21 protein-coding genes, 3 tRNA genes and 1 pseudogene are annotated in these 24,075 nt (G+C 63.8%); 7 read left to right on the top strand and 18 right to left on the bottom strand.

Annotated elements, in window-relative coordinates; translation table 11 throughout:
• A pseudogene (locus K0F86_RS27500) lies at positions 1 to 239 on the top strand (AAA family ATPase); the annotation flags it as partial.
• Here K0F86_RS27500 and K0F86_RS12095 read toward each other — a convergent pair.
• Together K0F86_RS12095 and K0F86_RS12090 are read right to left on the bottom strand one after the other, a co-directional pair.
• On the bottom strand, positions 236 to 1,381 hold the full coding sequence (locus tag K0F86_RS12095; RefSeq protein ID WP_219134617.1) for an alpha-hydroxy acid oxidase: 1,146 nt from the start codon (positions 1,379 to 1,381) through the stop codon (positions 236 to 238). The pseudogene K0F86_RS27500 and the gene K0F86_RS12095 sit on opposite strands and share 4 nt — an antisense overlap.
• 92 nt (positions 1,382 to 1,473) lie before the next feature.
• Positions 1,474 to 2,430, bottom strand: coding sequence for a phytanoyl-CoA dioxygenase family protein (locus tag K0F86_RS12090; RefSeq protein WP_219134616.1), 957 nt, complete (start codon positions 2,428 to 2,430; stop codon positions 1,474 to 1,476).
• A gap of 115 nt (positions 2,431 to 2,545) precedes the next feature.
• Here K0F86_RS12090 and K0F86_RS12085 point away from each other — a divergent pair, with 115 nt between their 5' ends.
• Entirely contained in the window at positions 2,546 to 3,418 is an 873-nt protein-coding gene (locus K0F86_RS12085; RefSeq protein ID WP_219134615.1) for an AraC family transcriptional regulator, read from the top strand.
• A gap of 55 nt (positions 3,419 to 3,473) precedes the next feature.
• Here K0F86_RS12085 and K0F86_RS12080 read toward each other — a convergent pair.
• A tRNA-Arg gene (locus K0F86_RS12080) sits at positions 3,474 to 3,550 on the bottom strand.
• A 271-nt stretch (positions 3,551 to 3,821) separates the two neighbouring features.
• Between K0F86_RS12080 and K0F86_RS12075 the strand changes: the two genes are divergently transcribed.
• Positions 3,822 to 5,972 carry a hypothetical protein gene (locus tag K0F86_RS12075; protein WP_219134614.1) on the top strand — a complete coding sequence of 717 codons (2,151 nt, stop codon included), beginning with the start codon at positions 3,822 to 3,824 and terminating at the stop codon, positions 5,970 to 5,972.
• Between the two features lie 120 nt (positions 5,973 to 6,092).
• Here K0F86_RS12075 and K0F86_RS12070 read toward each other — a convergent pair.
• Positions 6,093 to 6,169, bottom strand: a tRNA-Arg gene (locus K0F86_RS12070).
• A gap of 78 nt (positions 6,170 to 6,247) precedes the next feature.
• A tRNA-Arg gene (locus K0F86_RS12065) sits at positions 6,248 to 6,324 on the bottom strand.
• A 427-nt stretch (positions 6,325 to 6,751) separates the two neighbouring features.
• On the opposite strand from K0F86_RS12065, the gene K0F86_RS12060 reads away from it, so the two are divergent.
• Together K0F86_RS12060 and K0F86_RS12055 are read left to right on the top strand one after the other, a co-directional pair.
• Complete coding sequence (locus K0F86_RS12060; RefSeq protein WP_219134613.1) at positions 6,752 to 9,220, top strand: ATP-binding protein; 2,469 nt, start codon at positions 6,752 to 6,754, stop codon at positions 9,218 to 9,220.
• A 301-nt stretch (positions 9,221 to 9,521) separates the two neighbouring features.
• Entirely contained in the window at positions 9,522 to 10,505 is a 984-nt protein-coding gene (locus K0F86_RS12055; protein WP_219134612.1) for a diguanylate cyclase domain-containing protein, read from the top strand.
• 75 nt (positions 10,506 to 10,580) lie between these two features.
• Here the strand turns inward: K0F86_RS12055 and K0F86_RS12050 are convergent, their stop codons facing one another.
• On the bottom strand, positions 10,581 to 10,976 hold the full coding sequence (locus tag K0F86_RS12050) for a hypothetical protein (RefSeq protein WP_219134611.1): 396 nt from the start codon (positions 10,974 to 10,976) through the stop codon (positions 10,581 to 10,583).
• Between the two features lie 309 nt (positions 10,977 to 11,285).
• Here K0F86_RS12050 and K0F86_RS12045 point away from each other — a divergent pair, with 309 nt between their 5' ends.
• Together K0F86_RS12045 and K0F86_RS12040 are read left to right on the top strand one after the other, a co-directional pair.
• Entirely contained in the window at positions 11,286 to 11,999 is a 714-nt protein-coding gene (locus K0F86_RS12045; RefSeq protein ID WP_219134610.1) for a sensor histidine kinase, read from the top strand.
• Positions 12,000 to 12,075: 76 nt separating this feature from the next.
• The gene (locus tag K0F86_RS12040) at positions 12,076 to 12,591 is read left to right on the top strand and encodes a DUF6265 family protein (protein WP_219134609.1); all 516 of its coding nucleotides are present in this window, start codon (positions 12,076 to 12,078) and stop codon (positions 12,589 to 12,591) included.
• Between the two features lie 42 nt (positions 12,592 to 12,633).
• Here K0F86_RS12040 and K0F86_RS12035 read toward each other — a convergent pair whose 3' ends face one another.
• From K0F86_RS12035 to K0F86_RS11980, 12 genes are all read right to left on the bottom strand, one after another.
• A complete protein-coding gene (locus K0F86_RS12035; protein ID WP_219134608.1) occupies positions 12,634 to 13,932 on the bottom strand; it encodes an NAD(P)/FAD-dependent oxidoreductase in 1,299 nt (432 codons plus the stop codon).
• Between the two features lie 15 nt (positions 13,933 to 13,947).
• Positions 13,948 to 14,439 carry a hypothetical protein gene (locus K0F86_RS12030; protein WP_219134607.1) on the bottom strand — a complete coding sequence of 164 codons (492 nt, stop codon included), beginning with the start codon at positions 14,437 to 14,439 and terminating at the stop codon, positions 13,948 to 13,950.
• Positions 14,440 to 14,532: 93 nt separating this feature from the next.
• Positions 14,533 to 15,300 carry a transporter gene (locus K0F86_RS12025; protein WP_257572119.1) on the bottom strand — a complete coding sequence of 256 codons (768 nt, stop codon included), beginning with the start codon at positions 15,298 to 15,300 and terminating at the stop codon, positions 14,533 to 14,535.
• Between the two features lie 83 nt (positions 15,301 to 15,383).
• On the bottom strand, positions 15,384 to 17,039 hold the full coding sequence (locus K0F86_RS27840; RefSeq protein WP_219134606.1) for a methyl-accepting chemotaxis protein: 1,656 nt from the start codon (positions 17,037 to 17,039) through the stop codon (positions 15,384 to 15,386).
• Positions 17,040 to 17,231: 192 nt separating this feature from the next.
• Positions 17,232 to 18,611 carry a multicopper oxidase family protein gene (locus K0F86_RS12015; RefSeq protein ID WP_219134605.1) on the bottom strand — a complete coding sequence of 460 codons (1,380 nt, stop codon included), beginning with the start codon at positions 18,609 to 18,611 and terminating at the stop codon, positions 17,232 to 17,234.
• A gap of 2 nt (positions 18,612 to 18,613) precedes the next feature.
• Positions 18,614 to 19,981 carry a TolC family protein gene (locus K0F86_RS12010; protein ID WP_257572118.1) on the bottom strand — a complete coding sequence of 456 codons (1,368 nt, stop codon included), beginning with the start codon at positions 19,979 to 19,981 and terminating at the stop codon, positions 18,614 to 18,616.
• Between the two features lies 1 nt (position 19,982).
• Complete coding sequence (locus K0F86_RS12005; RefSeq protein ID WP_219134603.1) at positions 19,983 to 20,321, bottom strand: hypothetical protein; 339 nt, start codon at positions 20,319 to 20,321, stop codon at positions 19,983 to 19,985.
• A gap of 113 nt (positions 20,322 to 20,434) precedes the next feature.
• Positions 20,435 to 20,836, bottom strand: a complete 402-nt coding sequence (locus K0F86_RS12000) for a hypothetical protein (protein ID WP_219134602.1) — start codon at positions 20,834 to 20,836, stop codon at positions 20,435 to 20,437.
• A 41-nt stretch (positions 20,837 to 20,877) separates the two neighbouring features.
• Positions 20,878 to 21,408, bottom strand: coding sequence for a hypothetical protein (locus tag K0F86_RS11995; RefSeq protein WP_219134601.1), 531 nt, complete (start codon positions 21,406 to 21,408; stop codon positions 20,878 to 20,880).
• Complete coding sequence (locus tag K0F86_RS11990) at positions 21,408 to 21,551, bottom strand: DUF2474 domain-containing protein (protein ID WP_219134600.1); 144 nt, start codon at positions 21,549 to 21,551, stop codon at positions 21,408 to 21,410. Before K0F86_RS11990 ends, K0F86_RS11995 begins: the two co-directional genes overlap by 1 nt.
• Positions 21,551 to 22,558 (bottom strand): cytochrome d ubiquinol oxidase subunit II, encoded by a 1,008-nt coding sequence (gene cydB / locus K0F86_RS11985; protein ID WP_219134599.1) that lies wholly within the window; start codon positions 22,556 to 22,558, stop codon positions 21,551 to 21,553. Before cydB ends, K0F86_RS11990 begins: the two co-directional genes overlap by 1 nt.
• A complete protein-coding gene (locus tag K0F86_RS11980; protein WP_219134598.1) occupies positions 22,548 to 23,963 on the bottom strand; it encodes a cytochrome ubiquinol oxidase subunit I in 1,416 nt (471 codons plus the stop codon). The genes cydB and K0F86_RS11980 overlap by 11 nt, the downstream gene beginning before the upstream one ends.
• Positions 23,964 to 24,075: the final 112 nt, after the last annotated feature.

The raw sequence follows: 24,075 nt of genomic DNA, 5'->3' as shown, positions 1-24,075 counted from the left end.
CCGCGAATACGCCCGCCAGCCGCGCCTGGATGCGCGAGCTGTTCCAGCAGGCGGGCGCGCCGCACATGCTGCACTACCTCGACGTGACGGATGAAGAATGCAAGGCGCGCTTGCGCCAGCGCAATGCCAGCGGGCTGCACCCGTTTTCCACCAGCGACGCGCAATTTGATGAGATTACTCGCCACTTCGTGCCGCCTTCAGCGGCCGAAGGCTTTGATGTCGTGTGCGTGGCAGCTTAAAACGTGCCCGGCAGCAGGATTTTTTTATCCACCTGTTGCAAGTCGCGCAAGCCGCAAAACGCCATCGTCAGGTCGAGCTCATTGCGGATGATGTCCAGGCATTTGCTCACGCCCGGGCCGCCCATGGCGCCCAGGCCGTATAAAAACGGGCGGCCGATGTAGACGCCCTTGGCGCCCAGCGCCACGGCCTTGATCACGTCCTGGCCCGAGCGGATGCCGCCGTCCATGTGCACTTCGATCTGGCTGCCGACGGCGTCGACGATGGCAGGCAAGGCTTCGATCGACGATTGCGCGCCGTCGAGCTGGCGCCCACCGTGGTTCGAGACGATCAGCGCGTCGGCGCCGCTGTTGACGGCCAGGCGCGCGTCTTCCGGGTCCATGATGCCCTTGATGATGAGTTTGCCACCCCAGCGCTGCTTGATCCATTCCACGTCGGCCCACGACAGGCTCAGGTCGAACTGCTGCTGCGTCCAGGCCGACAGCGACGACATGTCCGACACGGACGTGGCGTGGCCGACGATGTTGCCGAAGCCGCGCCGCTTCGTGCCCAGCATGCCCGCCACCCAGCGCGGCTTGGTGGCCATGTTGAGGATGTTCGGTATGGTCAGCTTGGGCGGCGCGGACAGGCCGTTGCGCAAGTCCTTGTGGCGCTGTCCCAGCACCTGCAAGTCCAGCGTCAATACGAGCGCGCCGCACTTGGCCGCCTTGGCGCGGTCGATCAGGCGGTTGATGAATTCGCGGTCTTTCATCACGTACAGCTGGAACCAGAACGGTTTCGTCGTGTTCGCCGCCACGTCCTCGATCGAGCAGATGCTCATGGTCGACAGGGTGAACGGCACGCCGAATTTTTCAGCGGCCTGGGCCGCGAGGATTTCGCCATCGGCATGCTGCATGCCCGTCAAGCCCGTGGGCGACAGGGCCACCGGCATCGACACGTGCTGCCCCACCATGGTCGAAGCCAGGCTGCGGTTTTCCAGGTTGACGGCCACGCGCTGGCGGAACTTGATCTTGGCGAAATCGCTGTTGTTGGCGCGGTACGTCGATTCCGTCCAGGAACCGGAATCGGCGTAGTCGTAAAACATGCGCGGCACCCGTTTCTGGGCCAGCACGCGCAAGTCTTCGATGCAGGTGATGATACTCATGCGTTTCCTCGGTCGATGGCAAGTCGACCCATGATCGTGCATTTGCCCGCAATTGTCTATCCGGCAGGCAAGTCCGGCGGACAGAACGTGGCTTACCAGTCGCGCGCGCCGAGGATCCGCTCGCCCAGCGCAGTCAAAAGCGCCTGCCGATAGCACAGCTTTTCCTTTTCCTCGGGGTCGCCGGGAAACGCGTAGCCTTGTGGCGCGCTGCGCTCGCGCCAGCTTTGCACCCGCCAGTCGCGCAAGGCCTGGTTGTCTTGCTGGGCGGGCGTGAAGGAAATATATTGCGCCAGGCGCACCTGGTCCGTGGACGTGTTCGGGCGGATGCCGTGCGCCAGCAGGCTGTTGAAGATCAACAGTTCTCCCTTCTTCATGGCGATGAATTGCATCGGATACGGCACCGTCGCCAGGTCCGGCTGCCACGGGTTGCGATCCGCCGGCACGGTCTTGCGCCACGCCAGCAAATTGTTGAACAGTTCCGGATAGCATTGAAAACCGCCGCTCTCGGGCGAGGTGTCGGACAGGGCCAGCACGCCCTGCACGTTGACGGGCAGCGGGTCGAGCGTGGTGTCCGCATCCCAGTGGATGAAACCGCCAAACTTGCGCTTGCCATGGTTCGGCGTGTTCAGGTTGGCGCGGTCGATGGTCACCCACAAATCCTGACGGTCCCAGATGTCGACGAAGGCGTCATAGACCCGTTGGGTCTGGCGATTGTCCCACAGGGTCTGGTGGTGATAGGCCTCGACCATGCCGGAGCCGTTGAGTTCCTTCATCGCATGGTCGCGCAACTGGTCCCGGTTCCAGGTGGCGGGATCATGCTGGTCCAGTCCCTGGAACTCCCACAGGAAATCTGTTGTGCGCCGCACCTGTTCGGGCGACACGGCATCCCTGACGATGACGTAGCCGTAGGTTTGCCAGTGTAAAAAATCGCTGTCGGACAGCACGCGCAGGGGCAGCTGTTTCTCGATGTCGCGCAACTGGGCCTGTTCCGTATAGGCCACGGACGGGTTGCCGGGACGGTCTTCGCCGTATTGATATTTGTCTTGCATCGCTGTCTCCTGTGTTGGTGTGAGACAGATTGTGCGATGGCACGGCGCCGTAAAATGCGCGCCAGGTGGCCAATACTGATACTATCCTGACCATTCCTACGCTACAAACGTCACAATGACGCCTTTATTCGAACAAGTCACGATACCGACGGGCCACTCCTGGGGCTTGCTGTGGCGCGAACTCGACACCATTCCCTTCATCTGGCATTACCACCCGCAGTTCGAACTGACCCTCACCGTCAATGCCCGGGGGCAACGCTACATCGGCGACCACCTGGGCGACTTCGAGCCGGGCGACCTGGTGCTGCTGGGACCGAATTTGCCGCACACGTGGTCAGCCAGCGAGCGCATCGACGGCACGCAGCCGATGCTGGCCGTCGTCGTATGGTTTTCGCTGGAATGGGTGGAACAGCTGGCGGCCTGTTTTCCCGAGTTGCACGGCTTGCGGCAACTGGCGGCCCGCGCCGGTCCCGCCCTGCATTTTTCAGCGGACACGAGCGCGCGCAGCGCAAATCAACTGCTGCAACTGAACGCCCTGCCCGTGCCGCAGCGCTTGCCGCTGCTGCTCGACGTGCTGCTGGATCTGGCCGGCGATACGGGCGCGCGGCCGCTGGCCTCGATGGCGCAGGCGCCGCTGCCCGATGGGCAGCACAAGCGCATGGCCAGCGTGTTTGATTTCATGCACGCGCATTTCCGGGAAGAGATCGCACTGGAAACCCTGGCGCAGAAGGCGGCCCTGTCGCTGGGCGCGTTTCACCGCTGTTTCAAGCGCCACGCGCATTGCACGCCGGGCGAGTACCTGGCGCGGCTGCGCATCGGCCGCGCCTGCCAACAGCTGATCGAGAGCAATCTCGCCATCGCCGTCATCGCGCAAGAGGCGGGCTACCGCAACCTCGCGCATTTCAACCGTCAGTTCCGCGCCGCCAGGCACGTCACGCCGCGCGCGTTTCGCCGGCAATACCGGCACGGCGCCACGGGCGCAACATAAATCCATTCGGAAACGAAAAAGGGGATCAGATTTTATAATCTGACCCCCGATATTCTGGTGCGGCTGGCAGGAATTGAACCCACGACCCCTTGGTTCGTAGCCAAGTACTCTATCCAGCTGAGCTACAGCCGCCTAAGACAAGATTATAGCAGGGCTTTGTGGAATGGCAAAGGGCGTGGCGGCACTATTTCACAATTGACGGCCTCCCCTGTTTTTCAGCGGCCGACCCACCCCGTTCACTTGCATCTTTCATCACATTTATTTTCTGACTGCGGCGCAAAACCGACAGGTTTATTTCTTCTTAGTCATTATCAATGCATCCATGAAAAATCAATTGCAATTCATGGAAAATTTTGAGAATGTTTACTGGCAGTAATTCCAAAAAAAATACCAAGGGGATGTCATGAAAAAGAATTTGCACCAATTATTGCCGCTGGCTGCCGCCTGCGCCACCACCTTCCTTCTTGCCGCCTGTGGCGGCGGCGGCAGCACCCCCGCCGACCCGGCGCCGCCCATTCCTCCCGTCGTACCGGCACCGGCAACGACGGTCAGCGGTACGGCCGCCGTCGGCGCGCCCGTCGCGGGCAGCGTCGTGGCCATCGATAGCAAGGGCAAAGTGTCGGTGGCGGTCAACACCGGCGCCGGTGGCGCCTTTACGGTCGACGTGGCCGGCATGACGGCGCCGTTTTTCCTCAGCATCACCGGCACGTCCGGCGGCAAGCAAGTGACGCTCAACTCCATCGCCACCGCGGCGGGGCAAACCGTCAACATCACGCCGCTGACCGACCTGATCGTCTCCACGGCGTCGGGCCAGCCCGGCGGCACGGCCCTGGCCGCCGTCTGTGCCCCCGTCGCCAATACGGTCTCGGCCGCCTGCACCACGGCGCTGGCCACGGCGGCGACCCAGCAACGGCTCGATGCGGCCGTGGCCGCCGTCGTCGCCATGATCAAACCGATCAATACCGGCAATACCAATCCGTTGACGGGCGCCTTTGTTGCCAACGGCACGGGCATGGACGCCGTACTGGACCAGATCCTCGTCGCGCCCGCGGAAGCGCAAGGCGCCATGGCGACGGTCACCCTGATCGCCACCAACAGCGCGCTGGGCAGCGTGACCTTGCCCGCCGCCGCCGGCGGCGCGTCGACGATACCGGCGGCGACGCCGCCATCGGACGCCGACCTGGTCAAGGCGACGGCCGCAGCCAGTGTCTTGCCGGAAATCCGCGCCTGCATGGCCTCGCTCAGCGCGCTGTATCCGAAGACGGGCTTCGTCGTGCCGTCGACGGCGGCAGTGTCGCCGTTCATCGACAGTTCGTTCAGCATGGGGGCGGCGGTGGGCAAGGCGGAAATCCTGGCCGCCCTGACCAGCCCGGACCAGGCCGCCCATGCGGGGCTGACGATCGAGGCACTGGGCTTGGCCAGCGTCAGCATGCAGCCCTTGAGCACGGATGAAATTGCCACGCTGACTTCCTCGTCCAGCACATCGACGACGCGTGTTGCCGACTTCATCGGCAATCGCCTGGGCGCCGGGGCGACGGCCATCGCCTTCACCGCAGGCAAGCCGAGCAGCGCATGGGTGCAGTTGCGCATCGGCGGCGACGCGGGCATGCTCAACTGGAAACTGCTCAAGACCAGCGACACCAGCGCCTGCGCCGGCGGCTGGAAACTGGCCGGCAGCGGCCACCTGGACATGCACATGAATGCGCGCATCCAGCGCAGCGTCGATACTGCGGGCACGGCCAGCTTTGCGCGCGAATGGGCCGCGCACGTCGAGCTCGACACCGTGCTGCAGGAAAATCCGGCCATCAACAAGATCGATGTGCGGGGACCGGGCCTGACGACGTTCGGCGACTTCCAGATACCGGGCACGGCCGGCAGCAAATTGCAGCTGATCCTGCCGGCGACCGGCTACACGCACATGCGGGTGGCCGACAGCAATGGCGCCGCCAGTACTTTCTACCATAACGCGGAAGCCATTCAAAGCTGCCAGGACCTGGCCGGCCTGCCCGCCAATACGCCGGGCCTGGGCGCCGGCACGGCTTGCATCGACGAGACGAAAGTCGCGCCTGGCAAGGTGTATGTCTGGACCCTGAAAACGCCGAATGGCCCCGTCAGCGCCTTCCCGTTCCAGATCAATGCCGTGCCCCTGTCGAAAGCCTTTGCCAGGGCCAACCAGGCCAGCCTGTTCGCCACGCTCACCGGCATCACGCCGGCGAAACTGTCGTCCCTCCCCGCCTCTACCCTGCTCGACGGCGTGGTGACCTTCAACTACACGCAGTCCGCCACCTACGGTTCCAAAATGGATAATTGCGGCCTGTCCCTGTTCAATGGCGCCACGCCGGTGCTGAACGCGGAACAAAATGCAGTTGGACAAGAAACCTCGTGCACCTTCACGACCTCGGGGCTAAATTCCCTGGCATCGAATGTGGCGGACCCGGCGCAGACGGGTGCCTCGCTGTTCAAGTTCACGGGTCCCGTGACGAGTGGCGGACTGTGGCTGACCACCATCGTCCTGGGCAACCAGGCGTCGTCGGGCCAGCCGTATCCGAATTGACGCCCCTTTGGCAGACTGAAACACGCCGCGCTGCTGGCGGCGTGTTTCAAGCGACAGTATGGCCGAACGAAAAAAAACCCGGAAAGCATGCTTTCCGGGTTTTTTCTTTACTGCTGATACTGGTGCGGCTGGCAGGAATTGAACCCACGACCCCTTGGTTCGTAGCCAAGTACTCTATCCAGCTGAGCTACAGCCGCAAACTCTGACACACTTCGCCGGACGGCGCGAAGCTTGAAACTTTCATCAAAACGAAGCGAACTCCGTTTTGGCAATACTGGTGCGGCTGGCAGGAATTGAACCCACGACCCCTTGGTTCGTAGCCAAGTACTCTATCCAGCTGAGCTACAGCCGCGCAGGCAAACATTATAGCGTATTCATTTCGCTTTGAAAAGTTCGATTTTTCAATCGCTTAGCTGATTTTTGCAGAATACCGCCCCGCACCATCAGCCACCTTTTCACTGCCGAAAAGCCTACGCCTTTCATCGATGGACACAGCTGCTTTCACAGTGGCATCCAGCGCATCGAGAAGTTGCTGTCTCGAAAGAAGCGGGATTATAGGGACTGCCTTCCCGCCTGTCCAGTGCTATCTGCAGGCGGCACGCAAGCGTGCGGTGGCGCCGCGCCGCTTGGGGCTACAATACCAGTCAGACAGGGGCGCTTGTGTCTCCTCTCATGCATGACGGCAGGCAATTCCATCATGACCCATTTAACTGAGCTTAGCGACGGCGGCCCGGCGGGGCAACAGCCCGCGCGGCAGACTCACCGTTGCAGGATTTCCGATGGCTAAGCATGACCGCAAGCAAGATCTGCTACCCCCATCAGCGCCGCTGAGCCTATCCGACGAGCGCCTGGCCAACTTGCTGGAGGGTATTACCGACGGCTTTTGCCTGCTCGACCACGACTGGACCATCCGCTACATCAATACGCGCGGCGCCGACATGCTCGCACCGCAGCGTGCGCCCGGCGGCGAGCTGGCGGGCAGCAGCCTGTGGCAAGCCTGCCCCCACTTGCAGGGCACGGAACTGGAAGTGCAGTACCGGCACAGCATGGCGCAGCAGCACAGCTGCAGTTTCGAGCTGCTGTATCCGCCGCCGGGGCGCTGGCTGGAAGTGCGCATCTTCCCGTCCAGCGAAGGCTTGACCACGTATATCCAGGACATCAGCCAGCGCAAGGCGGCCGAGGAAAGCTTGCGCCACAGCGAAGAAGACTTGCGCGCGCTGGCCAACTCCATCCCGCAACTGGCCTGGATCGCCAGCTTCGACGGCACCATCGCCTGGTACAACCAGCGCTGGCACGACTACACGGGCACCAGCGCCGAACAGATGGCGGGCGACGGCTGGAGCATCGCCTATGACGCGCGCTACCTGCCGCCCATGTTGCAAGCCTGGAAGACCGCCTTGCGCGATGGCACGCCGTTCGAAATGGAGTTCCCCATCCGCGGCGCGGACGGCCAGTACCGCTGGTTCCTGACGCGCGCCAATCCCGTGCGCGACCGGGGCGGCCAACTGCTGCGCTGGTTTGGCACGAGCACCGACGTCGACCAGGTCAAGCGCGCGCAGGAAGCCTTGCGCGACGAGACACGCGTGCTGGAATTGCTCAACAACACAGGCGCGGCCCTGGCCAGCACCCTGGACTTGCCGGCCCTGCTGCAGGAAACCGTCGATGCGGCCACGCGCATCAGCGGCGCGCGCTTCGGCGCCTTTTATTATGACGAGGCGGGCGAGGCCCTGCCTGCGGCGCGCGCCGTCAACGGCCTCAGCCTGCGCCAGGCCGACACCGTCGCCGCGGAACTGCGCCAGGGACCGGCCATGCGCGAGAACGACCTGCTGGCCGCGCCCGACGCCAGCGCCGATGGCGCGCCGCCGTTGCGCAGCTGCCTGAGCCTGCCCGTCAGTTCGCGCTCGGGCCTGTTGCTGGGGCGCTTGCTGCTCGGCCATCCGCAGGCGGGCATGTTCAGCGCGCGCAGCGAACGCATCGTCTCGGCCATCGCCGCGCAGGCCGCCGTCGCGCTCGACAATACGCGCCTGTACGCGGCCGCCACGCGCGCCGCCGAAGAGCGCAAGGTGCTGCTCGACAGCGAACGCGAGGCGCGCGCCGAAGCCGAGCGCACGAACCAGCTGAAAGACGATTTTCTCGCCACCCTGTCGCATGAACTGCGCACGCCGCTGTCGGCCATCCTGGGCTGGGCCCAGGTGCTGCGGCGCGGCACGCGCGACCAGGCCGACCTGCACCGCGGCCTGCAAAGCATCGAACGCAATGCGCGCGCACAGGCGCAACTGATCGAGGACTTGCTCGACATGAGCCGCATCACCTCCGACAAGGTGTTGCTCGACCTGCAGCCCCTCGCGCCCGCCAGCGTCATTGCCTCGGCCATCGAAACCCTGCGCCCGGCGGCCGACGCCAAGCACATCGCCATCCACAGCAGCATCGCCAGCGATGCGGGCAGCATCATGGGCGACCCCGGCCGTATCCAGCAAGTGATCTGGAACCTGCTGTCGAATGCCCTGAAGTTCACGCCGCAAGGGGGACGGGTCGATATCGGCGTGCGCCGCGAGGCGAGCCGCCTGGCCATCACGGTGGCCGACAACGGCGTGGGCATCAAGAAAGACTTCCTGCCCCACGTCTTCGACCGCTTCCGCCAGGCCGACGCCTCCACCACGCGCCGGCACGGCGGCCTGGGGCTGGGACTGGCGATCGTCAAGCACCTGGTGGAACAGCATGGCGGCACGGTCACGGCCAGCAGCGCCGGCGACATGCAGGGCGCCAGCTTTACCGTGCGCCTGCCGCTGGGCGCGCCCGCCGCCGCGCGCCAGGCGGGCGGCGCCCCGTCCGCCAGCCCCGACTTGCGCGGCGTCAGGGTGCTGCTGGTCGATGACGAAGCCGATGCGCGCGAACTGACGGAACGCATCCTGCGCGACCACCACGCCGAAGTGCATGGCGCCGCCAGCGTGGCACAGGCGCTGCAACTGCTGGAGCAGGTGCGCCCGCATGTGCTGGTCAGCGACATCGGCATGCCCGATGCCGACGGTTTCGACCTGCTGGCGCAAATCCGCGCGCACGCTTCCCCTGACGCCGCCCGCCTGCCCGCGCTGGCGCTGACGGCATTCGCGCAACCGCAGGATCGCCAGCGGGCGCTGGCCAGCGGCTTCCAGGCCTGGGTCTCGAAACCGCTGGACCCGGCAGAGCTGCTGACGACCGTGGCGCAACTGGCCGCGACACCCGTCACGGCCCCACTCTTGAAAAGATAATGCAAAGAAATACACACTGCAGAATAAAATGACTATTTTCGTGGGTTGGCCTTCCTACTTTCAGACGCGGCACTGTCCTACAAGCAACTAAGCTGAAATTTGCTACACTGAAATGCAGAAGCACTCCCTGCACGGCAGGCAGGAGACAGGCAGCCTTGGTTGCCATCAGTGGCAGAAGCGAGTTCAAGCGCTGTTGTGCGCCGTATCTTGTTGCAAGGCGCTACTATCTTTCCCACCGCCGTCAGCCGATCATCAGCGGTAGAAGCCAGCGTTACATAGACCGTATTAACCGAGACCCTACATGCCCAGCCAAGATGAGATTTTGAAAGCCAAAATTTTGGTCGTCGACGATTCACCCGACAATGTCGACCTGATGCTGGAAATCCTGCGCGATGCGGGCTATACCAATGTCACGGCCACCATGCGTCCGGCCCAGGTCTGCCCCCTGCACCGGGAGCATTGCTACGACCTGATCTTGCTGGACCTGCAAATGCCGGAATTGAATGGCTTCCAGGTCATGAAAGGCTTGAAGGAAATCGAGCACGGCGGCTACCTGCCCGTGCTGGCCCTGACGGCGCAGCCGAGTTTCAAGATCGCCGCCCTGGAAGCGGGGGCGCGCGACTTCATCAGCAAACCGTTCGACCTGATGGAAGTGCACAAGCGCATCCACAACATGCTGGAAGTGCGCCTGCTGTACAAGGAACTGGCGCAATACAGCAAGCAGCAGCAGGAACTGGCGCTGCACGACCCGCTGACGGGCTTGCCGAACCGGCGCCTGCTGGAAGACCGCATCGAACACACGCTGCAGCAATCGGCCCGCAGCCGCGGCAAGTCGGCCATCCTGTACCTGGACCTGGATGGCTTCAAGGCCATCAACGACAGTTACGGCCACGGCTATGGCGATGACATCCTGAAAATGGTGGCGGCCCGCCTGGTGGGCGCATCGCGCAAGGAAGACACGGTGGCGCGCATCGGCGGCGACGAATTCGTCATCGTGCTGGGCAACCTGGCCGGCAAGGGCGATGCGCGCGAACCGGCCGCCAAGCTGATCGAAGTCATTTCCGAACCGTATTTCATCAACGACCTGACCTTGCGCCTGTCGACCAGCATCGGCATCGCCATCTACCCGGACGACGCCAGCACCGTCGAATCCCTGCTGGGCGCGGCCGACACGGCCCTGTATGAAGCCAAGCGCGCCGGCAAGAACCGCTTTTGCTGCTCGCCCCACGAAGTGATCGCGTCGCAGGTCAACATGCAAAAGAGCAGCATCCCCTCAATCGCCTGAACGTACTTTCCGCGCGGCACATAAAAAAACCGGCTGGACATCATGTCCAGCCGGTTTTTTTATTGCAGAGACACTTTACTTCTTGCCAGCCGTCACTTCATGCTGGCCCGCATGCTGGTGGTCCGTTTGCGCATCGACGGTGTCCGGCGCCACTTCGATGCGCGTGATGCCCGCATCGACGGAGATCGGGTCGCTGGCGGGGAACGTCATTTCGACGGCATCGTCGAGCAACTCTTCCTTGGCCCGCTCTTCGCCGCTCATGCCCTCTTCATCGGCCAGGATGGCCAGCGCGCTGGCCCATTTGACGAAATTGAGGTTGGACAGTTCGCGCACGGTGGTCACGCCGAACGCCTGCTGCAAGGCCTTGGCATCCTTGGCGCTGACGCCGCGCAGGGCGCTGATGGGGGCGTTGACGATGTCGCGGAAGCTTTTGTCGAGGTATTCCTTGTCGACGATGGTTTCGATATTCATGGCATGTCCTTTCGTTTCGGTAAACGGGCCGGTGCTGCGCCCTGCGCCGCGGAGCGGCTATGTTGCATGGGGAGAATGCATGCCCCCACTATGGCAGCGCGCGGCGCCCCGGTATGTGCGCAGCCGTACGCAACGCGGGAACGGTGCCCCCTGGCGCCAACGATAATCTTGCCTATGATATAAAAATGATGGGAGGAGATTAAAATTGCCGAAAAGACAGAAATTTTCCATCCATGCGCCCTGCGATGAAATCCTCATGTATCATCCACCACTTGAATTTGGTCCACCTTTCACCATTCACGGGGCGCTATGTCCGCACAAACAGATCCGAACAAGGAAGCGGCCCAGGCCGATGCGGAACGCGCCGCCGATCTCAGCGAGTTGCTCGGTCATGTCAACACCAGCTGGGACAATGAACGGCGCGCCCTGTCGCGCCAGCTGCACGACAGCCTCGGCTCCTCGCTGACGGCGCTGACCATGCACTTGTCGCTGCTGACGCAAAAAATGCCGCAGGAAGCGGCCTTGCTCGACCGTGCGGCGACCATGAAGCAATTGCTGCTGAATGTGATCGAAACCAACCGGCAAATGCAGATGAAACTGTGGAACGACAAGCTGGAGTTTCTCGGCGTCAATGTCGCGCTGGGCGAACTGGCCGCGCAATTTGCCGACCAGCACAAGATCACCGTGCGCTGCAGCCTGCCCGACGATGAATTGATTTGCCCCCGCAACGTGGGCGTGGCCCTGTTGCGCACGCTGGAAGAAGCGCTCGGCAACATCGCCACGCACGCCAACGCCACAGAGGTGGACATCATCATCGACGACAACGACGAAGCACTGATGATGACCGTCAAGGATAACGGCGTGGGGCTGCCGGCCAGTGAACCCGTCGAAATGAACAAGCACGGCCTGCGCGCCGTGCGCGAGCGCGTGCATTACCTCGGCGGCAGCCTGAGCCTGACGGCCAATCCGCAAGGCGGCACGGCCCTGACCGTCGTCTTGCCGCGCATTAGCCCGAAAGAATAGTCCTTGCCAGGCCGCATAGTGCCAGGACACCGCCGGGCGCCCTGCCCCGCTGAACGATACGACGACAGGAGACCGCATGCCACGACTGATCCCCACCCTGCTGGCAGCGTTGCTGGCCACGAGCGCCGTCCAGGCCGCCAACAACACCGTGCCGCCGCCGGAAACCGTGGACAAGCTGGCCTGGCTGGCCGGCTGCTGGAACGTCGACGGCGCCGAACCCGGCTCCGGGGAACAATGGAGCACGGCCGCCGGCGGCACCCTGCTCGGCACCAGCCGCACCGTCAAGGGCGGCAAGACGACGGCCTTCGAATTCGTGCAGATCCGCCTGACGGAACCGGGGCAACTGGCCTACATAGTGCAGCCGTCGGGCCAGCCGCCCGTGATCTTCAACCTGCTGCGCCAGGACAAGCCGAATGAATTCATCTTCGCCAACCTGGACAATGACTTTCCGAGCCGTATCATCTACCGCCACGACAGCGAGCGCATCTTGCACGCCAGCATCACCGGCAGCTTGAAGGGCAAGCTCACCACCATCGATTTCCCCATGACGCGGGGCCGCTGCGAAGCGGCGCCGATTACGCGCAGCAAATAAAAAGGGGCCGCAAGGCCCCTTTCTGCGCTGACATCAACTTAATTAATGCAGCTTCACCTGCGGCGTGCTGCGCTTGATCAGGAAGCGGCCCATGGCCATGACGGCCGTGCGCACGCTGCCCAGCACGGCGTTGTGGTGCATCAGGTGCAGGCTGACATACATCATGCGCGCGACAAAGCCTTCGACGAACCAGCTCAGGCCCTTCAGCGAACCCATCAGGGTGCCCACCGAGGTGGTGCGGCCGAACGACACGAGCGAACCGTAGTCGAGGTACTCGTACGGTTTGCTTTGCGGCGGCTTGCCCTTGGCTTGCAGCAGGAAAGTTTTCAGCAGGTAATCGGCTTGCTGGTGGGCGGCCTGGGCGCGTGGCGGCACCAGCTTGCCGTCCGGCCCCATGCAGGCGGCGCAATCGCCGAGCGCGAAGATATTCGCATGACCCTGCACATTGAGCATGCCCGTCACTTCCAGCTGGCCGGCGCGGTTGGTCGGCAAGCCCAGGGTCGACAGGAATTCCGGCGCGCGGATACCGGCGGCCCACACGCAGATGTCGGCCGCATAGCTGGTGCCGCTGGCCACCGTCACCTTGTCCGCTTCGATCGTGGTGACGCGCGTATCGGTCACCACGCTGATGCCATGTTGATGCAGCAGTTTCGAGGCGGCGATGGAGACGCGCTCGGGCAGCGGCGCCAGGATGCGCGGCGCCCCTTCGAGCAGGGTGATGCGCACATCCTTGATGGCGTTGAGATTCTGGAAACCATACGCCGCATACACGCCGCTCGCTTCGCGCAATTCGGCCGCCAGCTCCACGCCCGTGGCGCCGCCGCCGATGATGACGATATCGACGCCGGGATGGCCCGCGTCGCCCTGGCGCTGCTCGGCCATGGCCAGCAGTTTCAGCAGGGTCAGACGGAAACGTTCGGCGTCTTCCGTGGCATTCAGGGAAATCGTGTTTTCCTTGGCGCCGGGCACGCCGAAGTAATTCGAGGTGCTGCCCACAGCCAGCACCAGCTGGTCGTAGCTGACAGTGCGCTGCGGCAAGAGCTGTTCATCCTTGTCGGTGGCGATGGCGCCCACGGTGAGGCTGTTCGTGGCCGCATCGAGCGCGATCAGGGGGCCATAGACATAGGTAAAACCATTGTCATGCGCCAGCATCTGGTACGACAGGCCTTCCTGGTGAATATCCAGGGTGCCGGCCGCCACTTCATGCAGCGACGGCTTCCAGATATGGTACAGCCGGCTGTCGACCAGGATGACCTGGCCGGGGCCGAGCTTGCGGCTGAGTTTGCAGGCCAGCTCCAGGCCGCCTGCTCCTCCCCCTACGATTACGATTTTACTGTGCAAAGATCCTCCTGCGTGTTAATCCCTGTGCCCGTTGCCGTTGCCATTGCCGTGACCATTGCCATTGCCTCGGCCCGGCTTGTCATCATGCTTGTCGCGCTTGTCGTCATGCTTGTCATAGTGCTTGTCATGCTTGTCGTCATGACGGCCGCGGTCGCCATAATCGGGACGGCCATGGTCGCCATGCTGCTGGCGGTAACGGGGCGCATATTGGTTGTTATACCAACTATCCTGGACGAAATAGACCTCTTGGTTACAGGCATTATACTTGCGGCAGTGCTTGGACCAGTTTTTCGCATGGCCGGGCGGCACGCGCAAATAGATGGGGCGGGCCGAATAGTATTGCGGGCGCTGCACGATGACGGGCTGCGCGTAGATCAATTGCGGCGCGGGATAGTCACCTATGTCGATGCGTCCGTAAAAGCCGGGCTGGCCGATGGTGACGGAAACTTGGGCAACGGCGGCGGTACCTGCCGACAGCAGGACGGCGGCGAGAATGAGGGTTTTCATGAGGACACTCCTTTTATCAGTTATGCGGCAATTGTAGACCTTGTGCACGCCACTGTTTGTTCGCAAGGACACATAAGGAATGCCCTCGCAATCTCACCACAGCTTGCCCAAAGGCACTACCAAGCCGCTGAACAGCGACCAGTCCGGCGACGCCGCCGTCAAGCCGCGCGCCATGCCGATGTCGATGGCCAGCCGTGGCGTGGGACTGTAGGTGGCGGCCAGCAAGAGCTGCGCCGTGGCCGGCGCGCCGCGCAAACGCGTGCCCGACACTTCCGCCGTGGCGCCCCAGCGCGCGCTGACGGGCGTGGAAAAGGAGGTTGCCCAGCCCGTTTGCACCCGGCCCGTGCCGGGGTCGGAGGCGCCCAGGCGCGTGGCGTTCAGGTTGGCGTCCATGTGCACGGCGCCCAGGTCACGGCTGAAAATGCCGTTCAGCGACACGTCGCTCTTGCCGCTGCCGATGCTGTCCTTGGCCGTCGGCAACTTCCAGCCCAGCTCCAGGCCCAGCGCCGTGGCGCTGTCGAGCAAAAAGGCGCGCTTGAGCACGACGGTCGTGTCGCCCACGCCCGTCTCGCGCCGGCCCGTGTCATCGCGCGCGCGCACGAATCCCTCGCCTGCGAGCAGCACGCCCCATTCGGGCGTGAACGCCAGTTTGAACGTGTATGGCAGGCTGGCGCGGCGCGTATCGTCCGTTTTGGACAGCAAGCCGCCGGCCTCGAATTCCAGCTGGCCCGGCACGGGCAGCTGGGCGGGACTGGCCACGGAAGGCCGGTAAGGCAGGACGGGATCGCCCTCCTGCGCCTGCGCCAATGGCGCCAGGGACAGCAGGGAGAAACACAGCAACGGCAAGCGGAGAGAGGACATGGAAGACCCGGAAGTGGCAAATGCGCAATGGCGACAGCCTACCACCAAGCCCAGGTGCGCGTGTTGCGCCGATCCTGCCGCGTTCAGGCCAGGCGCCGCACGCCCTGCCTGGCGGCGGGCGCCGGCCGGCGCAGCGGCGTGACGTTGCTGGCCGGCGCCACGGTCAGCTGTTGCGCCTGGGCATGCAGGCGGAACACGCCCACCAGTTCCGTCAGGATCTGAGCCTGGTCTTGCAGCGATTCGGCCGCCGCCGCCGCCTCTTCCACCAGGGCCGCGTTCTGCTGCGTCACCTGGTCCATTTGCAAGACGGCCTCGTTGACTTGCTCGATGCCGGCGCTCTGTTCGGCGCTGGCGGCCGTGATTTCCTGCATGATGTCGGCCACCTGACGCACGCTGGTGACGACTTCATCCATCGTCTTGCCCGCGTCATGCACGAGCCTGGAGCCGATTTCCACCTGCTCGACGGAGTCGCCGATCAGGGTCTTGATTTCCTTGGCGGCACTGGCCGAGCGCTGCGCCAGGTTGCGCACTTCGGACGCCACGACGGCGAAACCGCGCCCCTCCTCGCCCGCCCTGGCCGCTTCCACGGCCGCGTTCAAAGCGAGGATGTTGGTCTGGAAGGCGATGCTGTCGATGACGCTGATGATGTCGACGATCTTGCGCGAGGAGGCATTGATCGATTCCATCGTCTGCACCACCCGCCCCACCACGGCGCCGCCCTTGCCGGCCACATCGGAAGCGGCGCCGGCCAGCGCATTGGCCTGGCGCGCGTTATCCGCATTCTGCCGCACGGCCGACGTCAGCTGCTCCATCGAGGATGCCGTTTCTTCCAGCGAACTGGCCTGTTCTTCCGTACGCGACGACAGGTCGAGGTTGCCCTGGGCGATTTCGCTCGAGGCCGTATGGATGGTGTCCGTGCCCGAACGCACCTGGCTGACGATGCCCACCAGCTTGTCGCGCATGGCTTTCATGGCGAACAACAGGCTGGCGTTGTCATGGCTGGCCGTGCGGATATCGACGGTCAGGTCGCCCTCGGCGATGGCGCCCGCGATCTTGACGGCATACGCCGGTTCGCCACCGAGCTGGCGCGTCAGTCCGCGCGTGATCAGCGCGCCCAGCGCCAGGCCGGCCACCATGCTGCCCAGCACCAGCGCGATCATGAAGCTGCGGCTGGCCTGATACACGCCCGATGCCTGCATGGCAGCCGCCTTGGCGCGCTCTTCTTTTTGCAGCGACAATTTATCGAGCATGCCGTCGAGTTCGTCCGCATGCTGGCGCGTCTTGTTGAGCAACTCGACCAGTTGCGCGCTGCGCTGGGCCAGCGGCTCGGCCGCGGCCAGCGCCAGCGCCTGCTGCATGGTGGCGATATAGTCCACTTCGACGGCGGCAAAACGGGCAAACAGTTCCTTGGCGGCCGACGTGACGAACAGCGGCTGGGCCTTGGCCAGGTAGCTTTTATTTAATTCGAGGAATTTGGCGATGTCGGCCTGGCGCGTGGCGCGCTCCTCGGCCGTGGTAGCCAGCAAGAAATTACTACGGGCACGGCCCACCTTGATCAGGGCGATGTTGGCTTCCTTGATATGCGACAGGCCCAGCAATTCGCTGTTGTACATCTGCCCCGCCATGGTGTCGATCTTGCCCATGTTGAAGATGCCGATGCCGGCCACGATGGCCCCCATCAGTGCGACACAAAAAAACGCCGCGATCAGGCGCGTGCCCACCGTCATCTGACTCAACATGATTCCCCCATAGTCCGGCCACCAGTGCTCGAAGAAGCAGCTGAATGTCTTGAATATAGAGAAAATAGCGGGGTAGAAATACGCGCATTGTCACTAAACGATAATAGCTTGATTTATAACAACAAGCACCAGGGCTTGCCGTGCTAGGCAAGCCCTTAATATTAATTTAAAAATAATAATATTATTGAGACATTAATGATCGTGCCTGAGCGGCTTGCGCACCGTCATCTCGACCCCTCCCTTGGCCGCCGGCGCCGGCGGGCCGGCGCGGCGCACCGCTTCCGGCAAGGCGCCCGTCCATTCATACGCCACGCTGCCGGCCGGGTGCTTGTACCAGCCCGGATCGCGGTAATCGCCCGGTTTCTGCTCCTTGCGCACCTTCACCGTGGTAAACATGCCGCCCATGCCGATGGCGCCGAACGGACCGTCGCCGGCCATCATCGGCAAGGTGTTGTCGGGGATCGGCATCTGCATCTCGCCCATGTCGGCCATGCCCCGCTCGCCCATCACCATGTAGCCGGGCACGAGCTGATTGATCTTCGCCGCCACGCCCTGGTGGTCGACGCCGATCATGGTGGGCACGTCATGCCCCATGGCATTCATCGTATGGTGCGACTTGTGGCAGTGGAAAGCCCAGTCGCCGAGGTCCGTGGCCGTGAATTCCACGGCGCGCATCTGCCCCACGGCGATATCGGTCGTCACTTCGGGCCAGCGCGATTCGGGGCGCGTCCAGCCGCCATCCGTGCCCGTCACCTCGAATTCATGGCCATGCATGTGAATCGGGTGATTCGTCATGGTCAGGTTGCCCACGCGCACGCGCACCTTGTCGCCCTGGCGCACGACCATCGGGTCGATGCCGGGGAAGACGCGGCTGTTGAAAGTGAACAGGTTAAAATCCGTCATGGTCATGATCTTCGGCGTGTAGCTGCCGGGATCGATGTCATAGTTGCTGAGCAGGAAGACGAAATCGCGGTCCACCTTCATGAAATGCGGGTCTTTCGGGTGCGTCACCCAGAACCCCATCATGCCCATGGCCATCTGCGTCATTTCATCGGCATGCGGGTGGTACATGAAGGTGCCGGGGCGCCTGGCAACAAACTCGTACACGAAGGTCTTGCCGGGAGGAATACCTGGCTGGGTCAGGCCCGTGACGCCATCCATGCCGTTGGGCAAACGCTGGCCATGCCAGTGCACGCTCGTGTGTTCCGGCAATTTATTCGTGACAAAGATGCGCACCTTGTCACCCTCCACCACTTCGATGGTGGGACCGGGCGACTGGCCGTTGTAGCCCCACAGGTTCGCTTGCATGCCGGGCGCCAGTTCGCGCACGACGGGTTCGGCCACCAGGTGGAATTCCTTGACGTTGTTGTTCATGCGCCAGGGCAAGGACCAGCCATTCAGGGTGACGACGGGGTTATACGGCCGGCCGTTCGGCGGCGGTGGCGGCGCTTTCGTTTCCGCACCGGCCATGCTGACGGCTTCCGGCAACGACGCCGCCCCCACGCGGCTCACCGCGGCGGCACTCAGGGCGACGGCGCCCGCATTCATGAAAAAGTTTCTACGTGTAATCATCATTATTCCTTTGCCGCAGTTGCCACGCCTGGGCCACTGCCATTGATGGCCGATTGCAATTCAGTTTGGGCGATCCAGAAATCGCGCTGGGTCTCGATGGCGCGGTTCACGCTGGCGACTTGCTCGCGCGCGTCGGCCAGCAGCTCGAACACGCTGGCCAGCATGCCGTTGTAACGCAGCAATACTTCATGCGAAATCGTCTTGCGCAGCGGCACGACTTCATCGCGGTAGTGGCGCGCCAGGTCGTAGGCCGTGCGGTAGCTGGAATACGCCTCGCGCACTTCCGAGCGGGCCCGCACCACCGTGCCCGCCGTGCGCTGCAGCGACTGCTCGTACAGCGCTTGCGCCCTGGCGTTGCGCGCCGCGCCCCAGTCGAACAGCGGCAATTCCAGCGATACTTCATAGCCGTTTTCACGCGGCGCCTCGCTGCTCTTGTTGGTATAGCCCACGTCGAGCACGTTAATAAAACCCGTCACCCTGGACAGGCCCAGCGCGTCGGCCGTGGCATGCGCGTCGAGTTTCGCTCTTTGCACGTCGAGGCGCTGCTCCATCGCCTGCGCCTCGATATTGCCCGCTTCCACCGCCTGGGCCGGCAAGTCGGGCAGACGCGACGGTAAAGTAAAGCTGGCCTGCTTGCCCCACAGGCCCAGCAAGCGCGTCAGGTGCTCACGCGTCACCAATGCCTGGTGCCGCGCGCGGGCCAGGTCGCCGACGGCGTCCGCGTAAAACACTTGCTGGCGCGCCTGGTCGAGGCGGCTCCAGTTGCCCGCCTGCCGCAAGCGCGTGGCCAGTTCGGCGCCCGCCTCGGCCGACAGCAGCGCCCGCTGCATGAACTGTTCCGTCTGCACGGCGGCAACCGCATTGAAATACGCGCGGCGCGTCTCAAGCGCCAGTTGCACGGCACTGCTGGCGGCCTGCAGCTTGGCTTGCTCGAAACGGCCCCGCTCGATGTTGACGCGCAGCGGCATGGTGAGCAGTCCCGCCAGGTCGAAGCTGACGCCGCGGTCGATTTCATTGCCATGGCTGCCGTGCGAGCGGCCGAACGACAGGCCGGGATTGCGCAAGCGCCCCGCCTGCACCAGGTCCGCCTCGGACGCGCCCAGTTCGGCCAGCGCCACTTTCATGCCGTGGTTGTTCATCAGGGCGATGCGCACGGCGCTGTCGGCGTCCAGGGGCTGGGCCAGCAAAGAGGCCAGTTTTTCCTCGCCGCCCTGGTCCGTCAATGCCGCAGGGGCGCCCGTGCGCACGTCGGCCAGCGTGGACACCGTCCGCATGCCGCCATCCTCGCTGAAACTGGCGCAGCCACTGAGCAGCAGGACGGCCGCCAGCGCCAGCGGCGTGAGGCAAGTTGATTTTGTGAAACGGGCCATTTCAATGTCCTTCATGCTGGTGTTGCGGGGACGGCTGGGCGGCCGGTTTGGCATCGGGCTTGGGACCGGGCTTCTTCATCGGCATGGTATGGCCCTCCATCTTGTGGCCTTCCATCTTCATCATGCCCATGTGGCCGCCGGCCTTGCCGACTTTGTCGTTGACGGCGCGCCAGGCCTGGTCGGGCGTGGCGTCTTCCTCGGCGGCGGGACGGTAGCCGGCGAAGGCGGAGCGATAGGTGGTGGCCGGCACGGATGCTTGCGCCTCTTGCGGGGCGGACGGGGACTGCGCTGCGGCGGCCAGCGGCAGTACAGCCAGCACGAAGCTGAACAGGTGTTTCATGGTATTCCTTGATTGACAGGGGATAGCGCGGCAGGTGCGCGACTGGAACGCTGGCGCGGCCGCTGCAACGTGCAAGGACGTGCGACGGCCGCACCGCCAGGTTCAACGGGCGGTCAGGCGGAGTGCGTGCTTCTCGGGGGACGTTCGGGACCAGGCGGGATATGCCCGGCGAACAGGGAGTCGGGCGCCAGCGCCGGAGGCGGCGCGCGCAGGGTCAAGGCGTGCAAGGCGGGCATGCCGGGCGGCGCCGTGGCGCCCACGGTACATGCGCCATGATTGCTGCAATCGTGGCCATGCTGGGTGGCGCCGCCATCGTCCATGGTCATGGTCACCGCCATTTGCATGTCGGCCATGTCATGGCACTGGGGCGCCTGCGCTGCCACAACGGTGACCGCTGCCGCCAGCTCGTCCACGCAGCAGCTGCGCATGGCCGACGCAAAGCCCTGCAAGGGCAGCGAGACGGCCAGCAGCCAGAGCAGCGAGCGGGCGAGTGAGCGGAAAAAGGCGCGGTTCATGGCACAACTATAAACCTTCCCACATGAGGAAGGTCAAGCCCCTATTTGCGCACGTAGCCGTGCGTCAGCCAGATGACGTACGCGCCATAATATCCCTGCCCTTCGAACAGGGCCTGGCCATCGGCAAAAGTCACTTTCCGCACTTCATTGATGGTGAAATACGCGCGGCCATCGGCCGCCTCGACGTCGCCCCAATGGCGCGCGCGCGGTGGCAGGTAGCCGCTGGCGCGCCCGATGGCGGCCAGCAGGTCGCCGATCATGAAGTCGACCAACATGTCGGCCAGCAGCGGCCGGCGCCCCGCCAGCATGGCCGTGATGTCGGGGTAGCCCGCTTCCTTGAGTTCGGGCAAGTCGCTTTCCTCGTCCTGCAAGTCGTCTTCGCGGCAAGTCTGGATAAAACTGTTGAACGGTTCGTCGAGCAGGCCCGCCAGCGCCGCTTCCGGCACGCTCAGGCGGAACGGGTGCAGCGGCAGCGCGCTGTGCTGGCCGTAGTTGAGTTCGCGGCAGCCGAGGAAGGCCAGCGGGTGCCGTTGGCCACCGACCTCGCAGCGGATGCCCGATACCTGCACCATCAGCTGCCCATCCCCGCCGCCCGCATCAGCAGGCGCATCGCCCACGCGGCCAGGCCCAGGGTGGTCACGCTGGCCAGCCAGATGCCGGCCAGCCATGCCAGTCGTTTCCGCCATGATTGTTGTCCCTGTTCAAATTGTTTCATCAGTGATACCCATCTTCCGGGTGGACTTTGCCACGAAACACATAATATGACCACACCGTATACATCAGGATGATGGGGATGATGAACAGCGCCCCCACCAGGGTAAAACCCTGGCTTTGCGGCGGCGACGACGCCTCCCAGATCGATACCGACGGCGGGATGATGTTGGGCCACACGCTGATGCCCAGGCCCGTGTAGCCGAAGAAGACCAGGGCCAGGGTGCACAGGAAAGGCGCCGTCTGCCGCCCGCGCCGCAGGGAGCGCAGCAACAGCCAGCCCACGCCCGCCACCAGCAGCGGCACGGGCAGGAAGCAGAACAGTTGCGGCAGCGCAAACCAGCGCGCGGCGATGGCCGGATCGACCAGGGGCGTCCAGGCGCTGATGATGGCGATCACGCCCAGCAGCAGCCACACGAGCGTGCGCGTGATGCGTCCCGCGCGCGCCTGCAGGCCGCCGTCCGTCTTCATGATCAGCCAGGTGCTGCCCAGCAAGGCATACGCCACCACCAGCCCCACACCCGTGAACAGCGAGAACGGCGTGAGCCAGTCCAGCGCGCCGCCCGCATAGCTGCGATTCACCACCGGCATGCCCTGGATGTAGGCGCCCAGGGTCACGCCCTGGAAAAAGGCGGCCGCCACCGAGCCGCCGATAAACGCCTTGTCCCACACATGGCGCTCATGCTCGCGCGCCTTGAAGCGGAACTCGAAGGCCACGCCGCGGAAGATCAGGCCCATCAGCATGAAGCTGAGCGGCAGGTAGCAGGCGCTCAGCACCACGGAATACGCGAGCGGAAAGGCCGCCAGCATGCCGGCGCCGCCCAGCACCAGCCAGGTTTCATTGCCATCCCAGACGGGCGCGACCGTATTCATCATCACGTCGCGCTCGCTCTTCTCCCGGAAAAACGGGTACAGGATGCCGATGCCCAGGTCGAAGCCATCCATCACCACATACATCATGATGCTGAACAGGATAATAATGGCCCACAGTAGTGGCAGATCAATGCCCATGCGAATGTCCTCCTTGTGCCGCAGACAGTGGCCGCGCGGGTGTGCGCTCCTGGCCCGGTCCGCCGTGCTCGACGCGCTCGCCCTCATGCGGCTGCGGCCCCACGCGGATCAAACGCAGCAGGTAGCCGATGCCCGTGCCGAAGACGGCAAAATAGATGATGACGAAGAACACCAGGGTGATGCCCAGTTGCGTGGCGCCGTGCGCCGAGACGGCGTCTTGCGTGCGCAGCAAGCCGTACACGGTCCACGGCTGACGGCCGATCTCCGTCGTGTACCAGCCGGCCAGCATGGCCACCAGCCCGCTGGGCCCCATCCACAGGGCGCAGCGCAGGAAGAGGCGCGAGCGCCACAGCGTGCCGCGCCAACGCAGCCACGCACTCCAGAGTCCCAGCGCGATCATCAGCATGCCCAAGCCCGCCATCAGGCGAAACGACCAGAACACGACGGAGGAAGGGGGCCGGTCGCGCGGCGCGAAATCCTTCAGCGCGGGGATCGTGCCATTCCAGTCGTGCGCGAGGATCAGGCCACCCAGGCGCGGGATTTCCACCTTGTACAGAGTTTCCTCGCGCGCCATGTCGGGCCAGCCGAACAGGATCAGCGGCGTGCCCTCGCTGCCGGTGTTTTCCCAGTGGCCTTCCATGGCGGCGATCTTCGCCGGCTGGTGCTCCAGCGTGTTCAAGCCGTGCAGGTCGCCGATCACGGCCTGGATGGGCGCGACGATCAGCAGCATCGACAAGCCCATCGTCATCATCTTGCGGATGGCCGCATTGTCATTACCGCGCAGCAAATGCCAGGCGGCCGACGCCACCACCAGCAAGGCCGTGGCGAGGAAGGCGGCCACGCTCATGTGCAGCAGCCGATACGGGAACGATGGGTTGAAGATGACGGCCAGCCAGTCCACGGGCACGATCCTCCCGTCGATGATGGCATGGCCCTGCGGCGTCTGCATCCAGCTGTTCGAGGCGATGATCCAGGTGGCGGAAATCAAGGTGCCCAGCGCCACCATGGCCGTGGCGAACATGTGCAAGCCTGGCCCCACGCGGTGCCAGCCGAACAGCATCACGCCGAGGAAGCCCGCTTCCAGGAAGAAGGCCGTCAGCACTTCATAGGCCAGCAGCGGGCCCGTGATGCTGCCCGCGTAATCGGAAAAGAAACTCCAGTTGGTGCCGAACTGGTAAGCCATGACGAGGCCGGAAACGACGCCCATGCCGAAATTGACGGCGAAAATCTTCGACCAGAAGTGGTACAGGTCGCGGTACACGCCATCCTGCGTGCGCAGCCACGCCGCCTCCAGCACCGTCAGGTAACTGGCCAGGCCGATGGTGATGGCAGGAAAAATGATGTGGAACGAGATGGTGAAGCCGAACTGGACGCGCGCCAGTTCCAATGCAGTGAGCCCTAACATGTGTTGCCTTCCCGACGTGTGACGTCTGTTTTACCCAGGCCTCCACTCTAGGCTTTACGGGCAAAACATAACAGACTCAGAAATCGGAGAAAACATAGGATCAGTTTGACGT

This window comes from Janthinobacterium sp. UMAB-60 (assembly GCF_900095235.1).
Taxonomy (GTDB): domain Bacteria; phylum Pseudomonadota; class Gammaproteobacteria; order Burkholderiales; family Burkholderiaceae_D; genus Janthinobacterium.
This window is presented reverse-complemented; position numbering and strand designations above follow the sequence as displayed.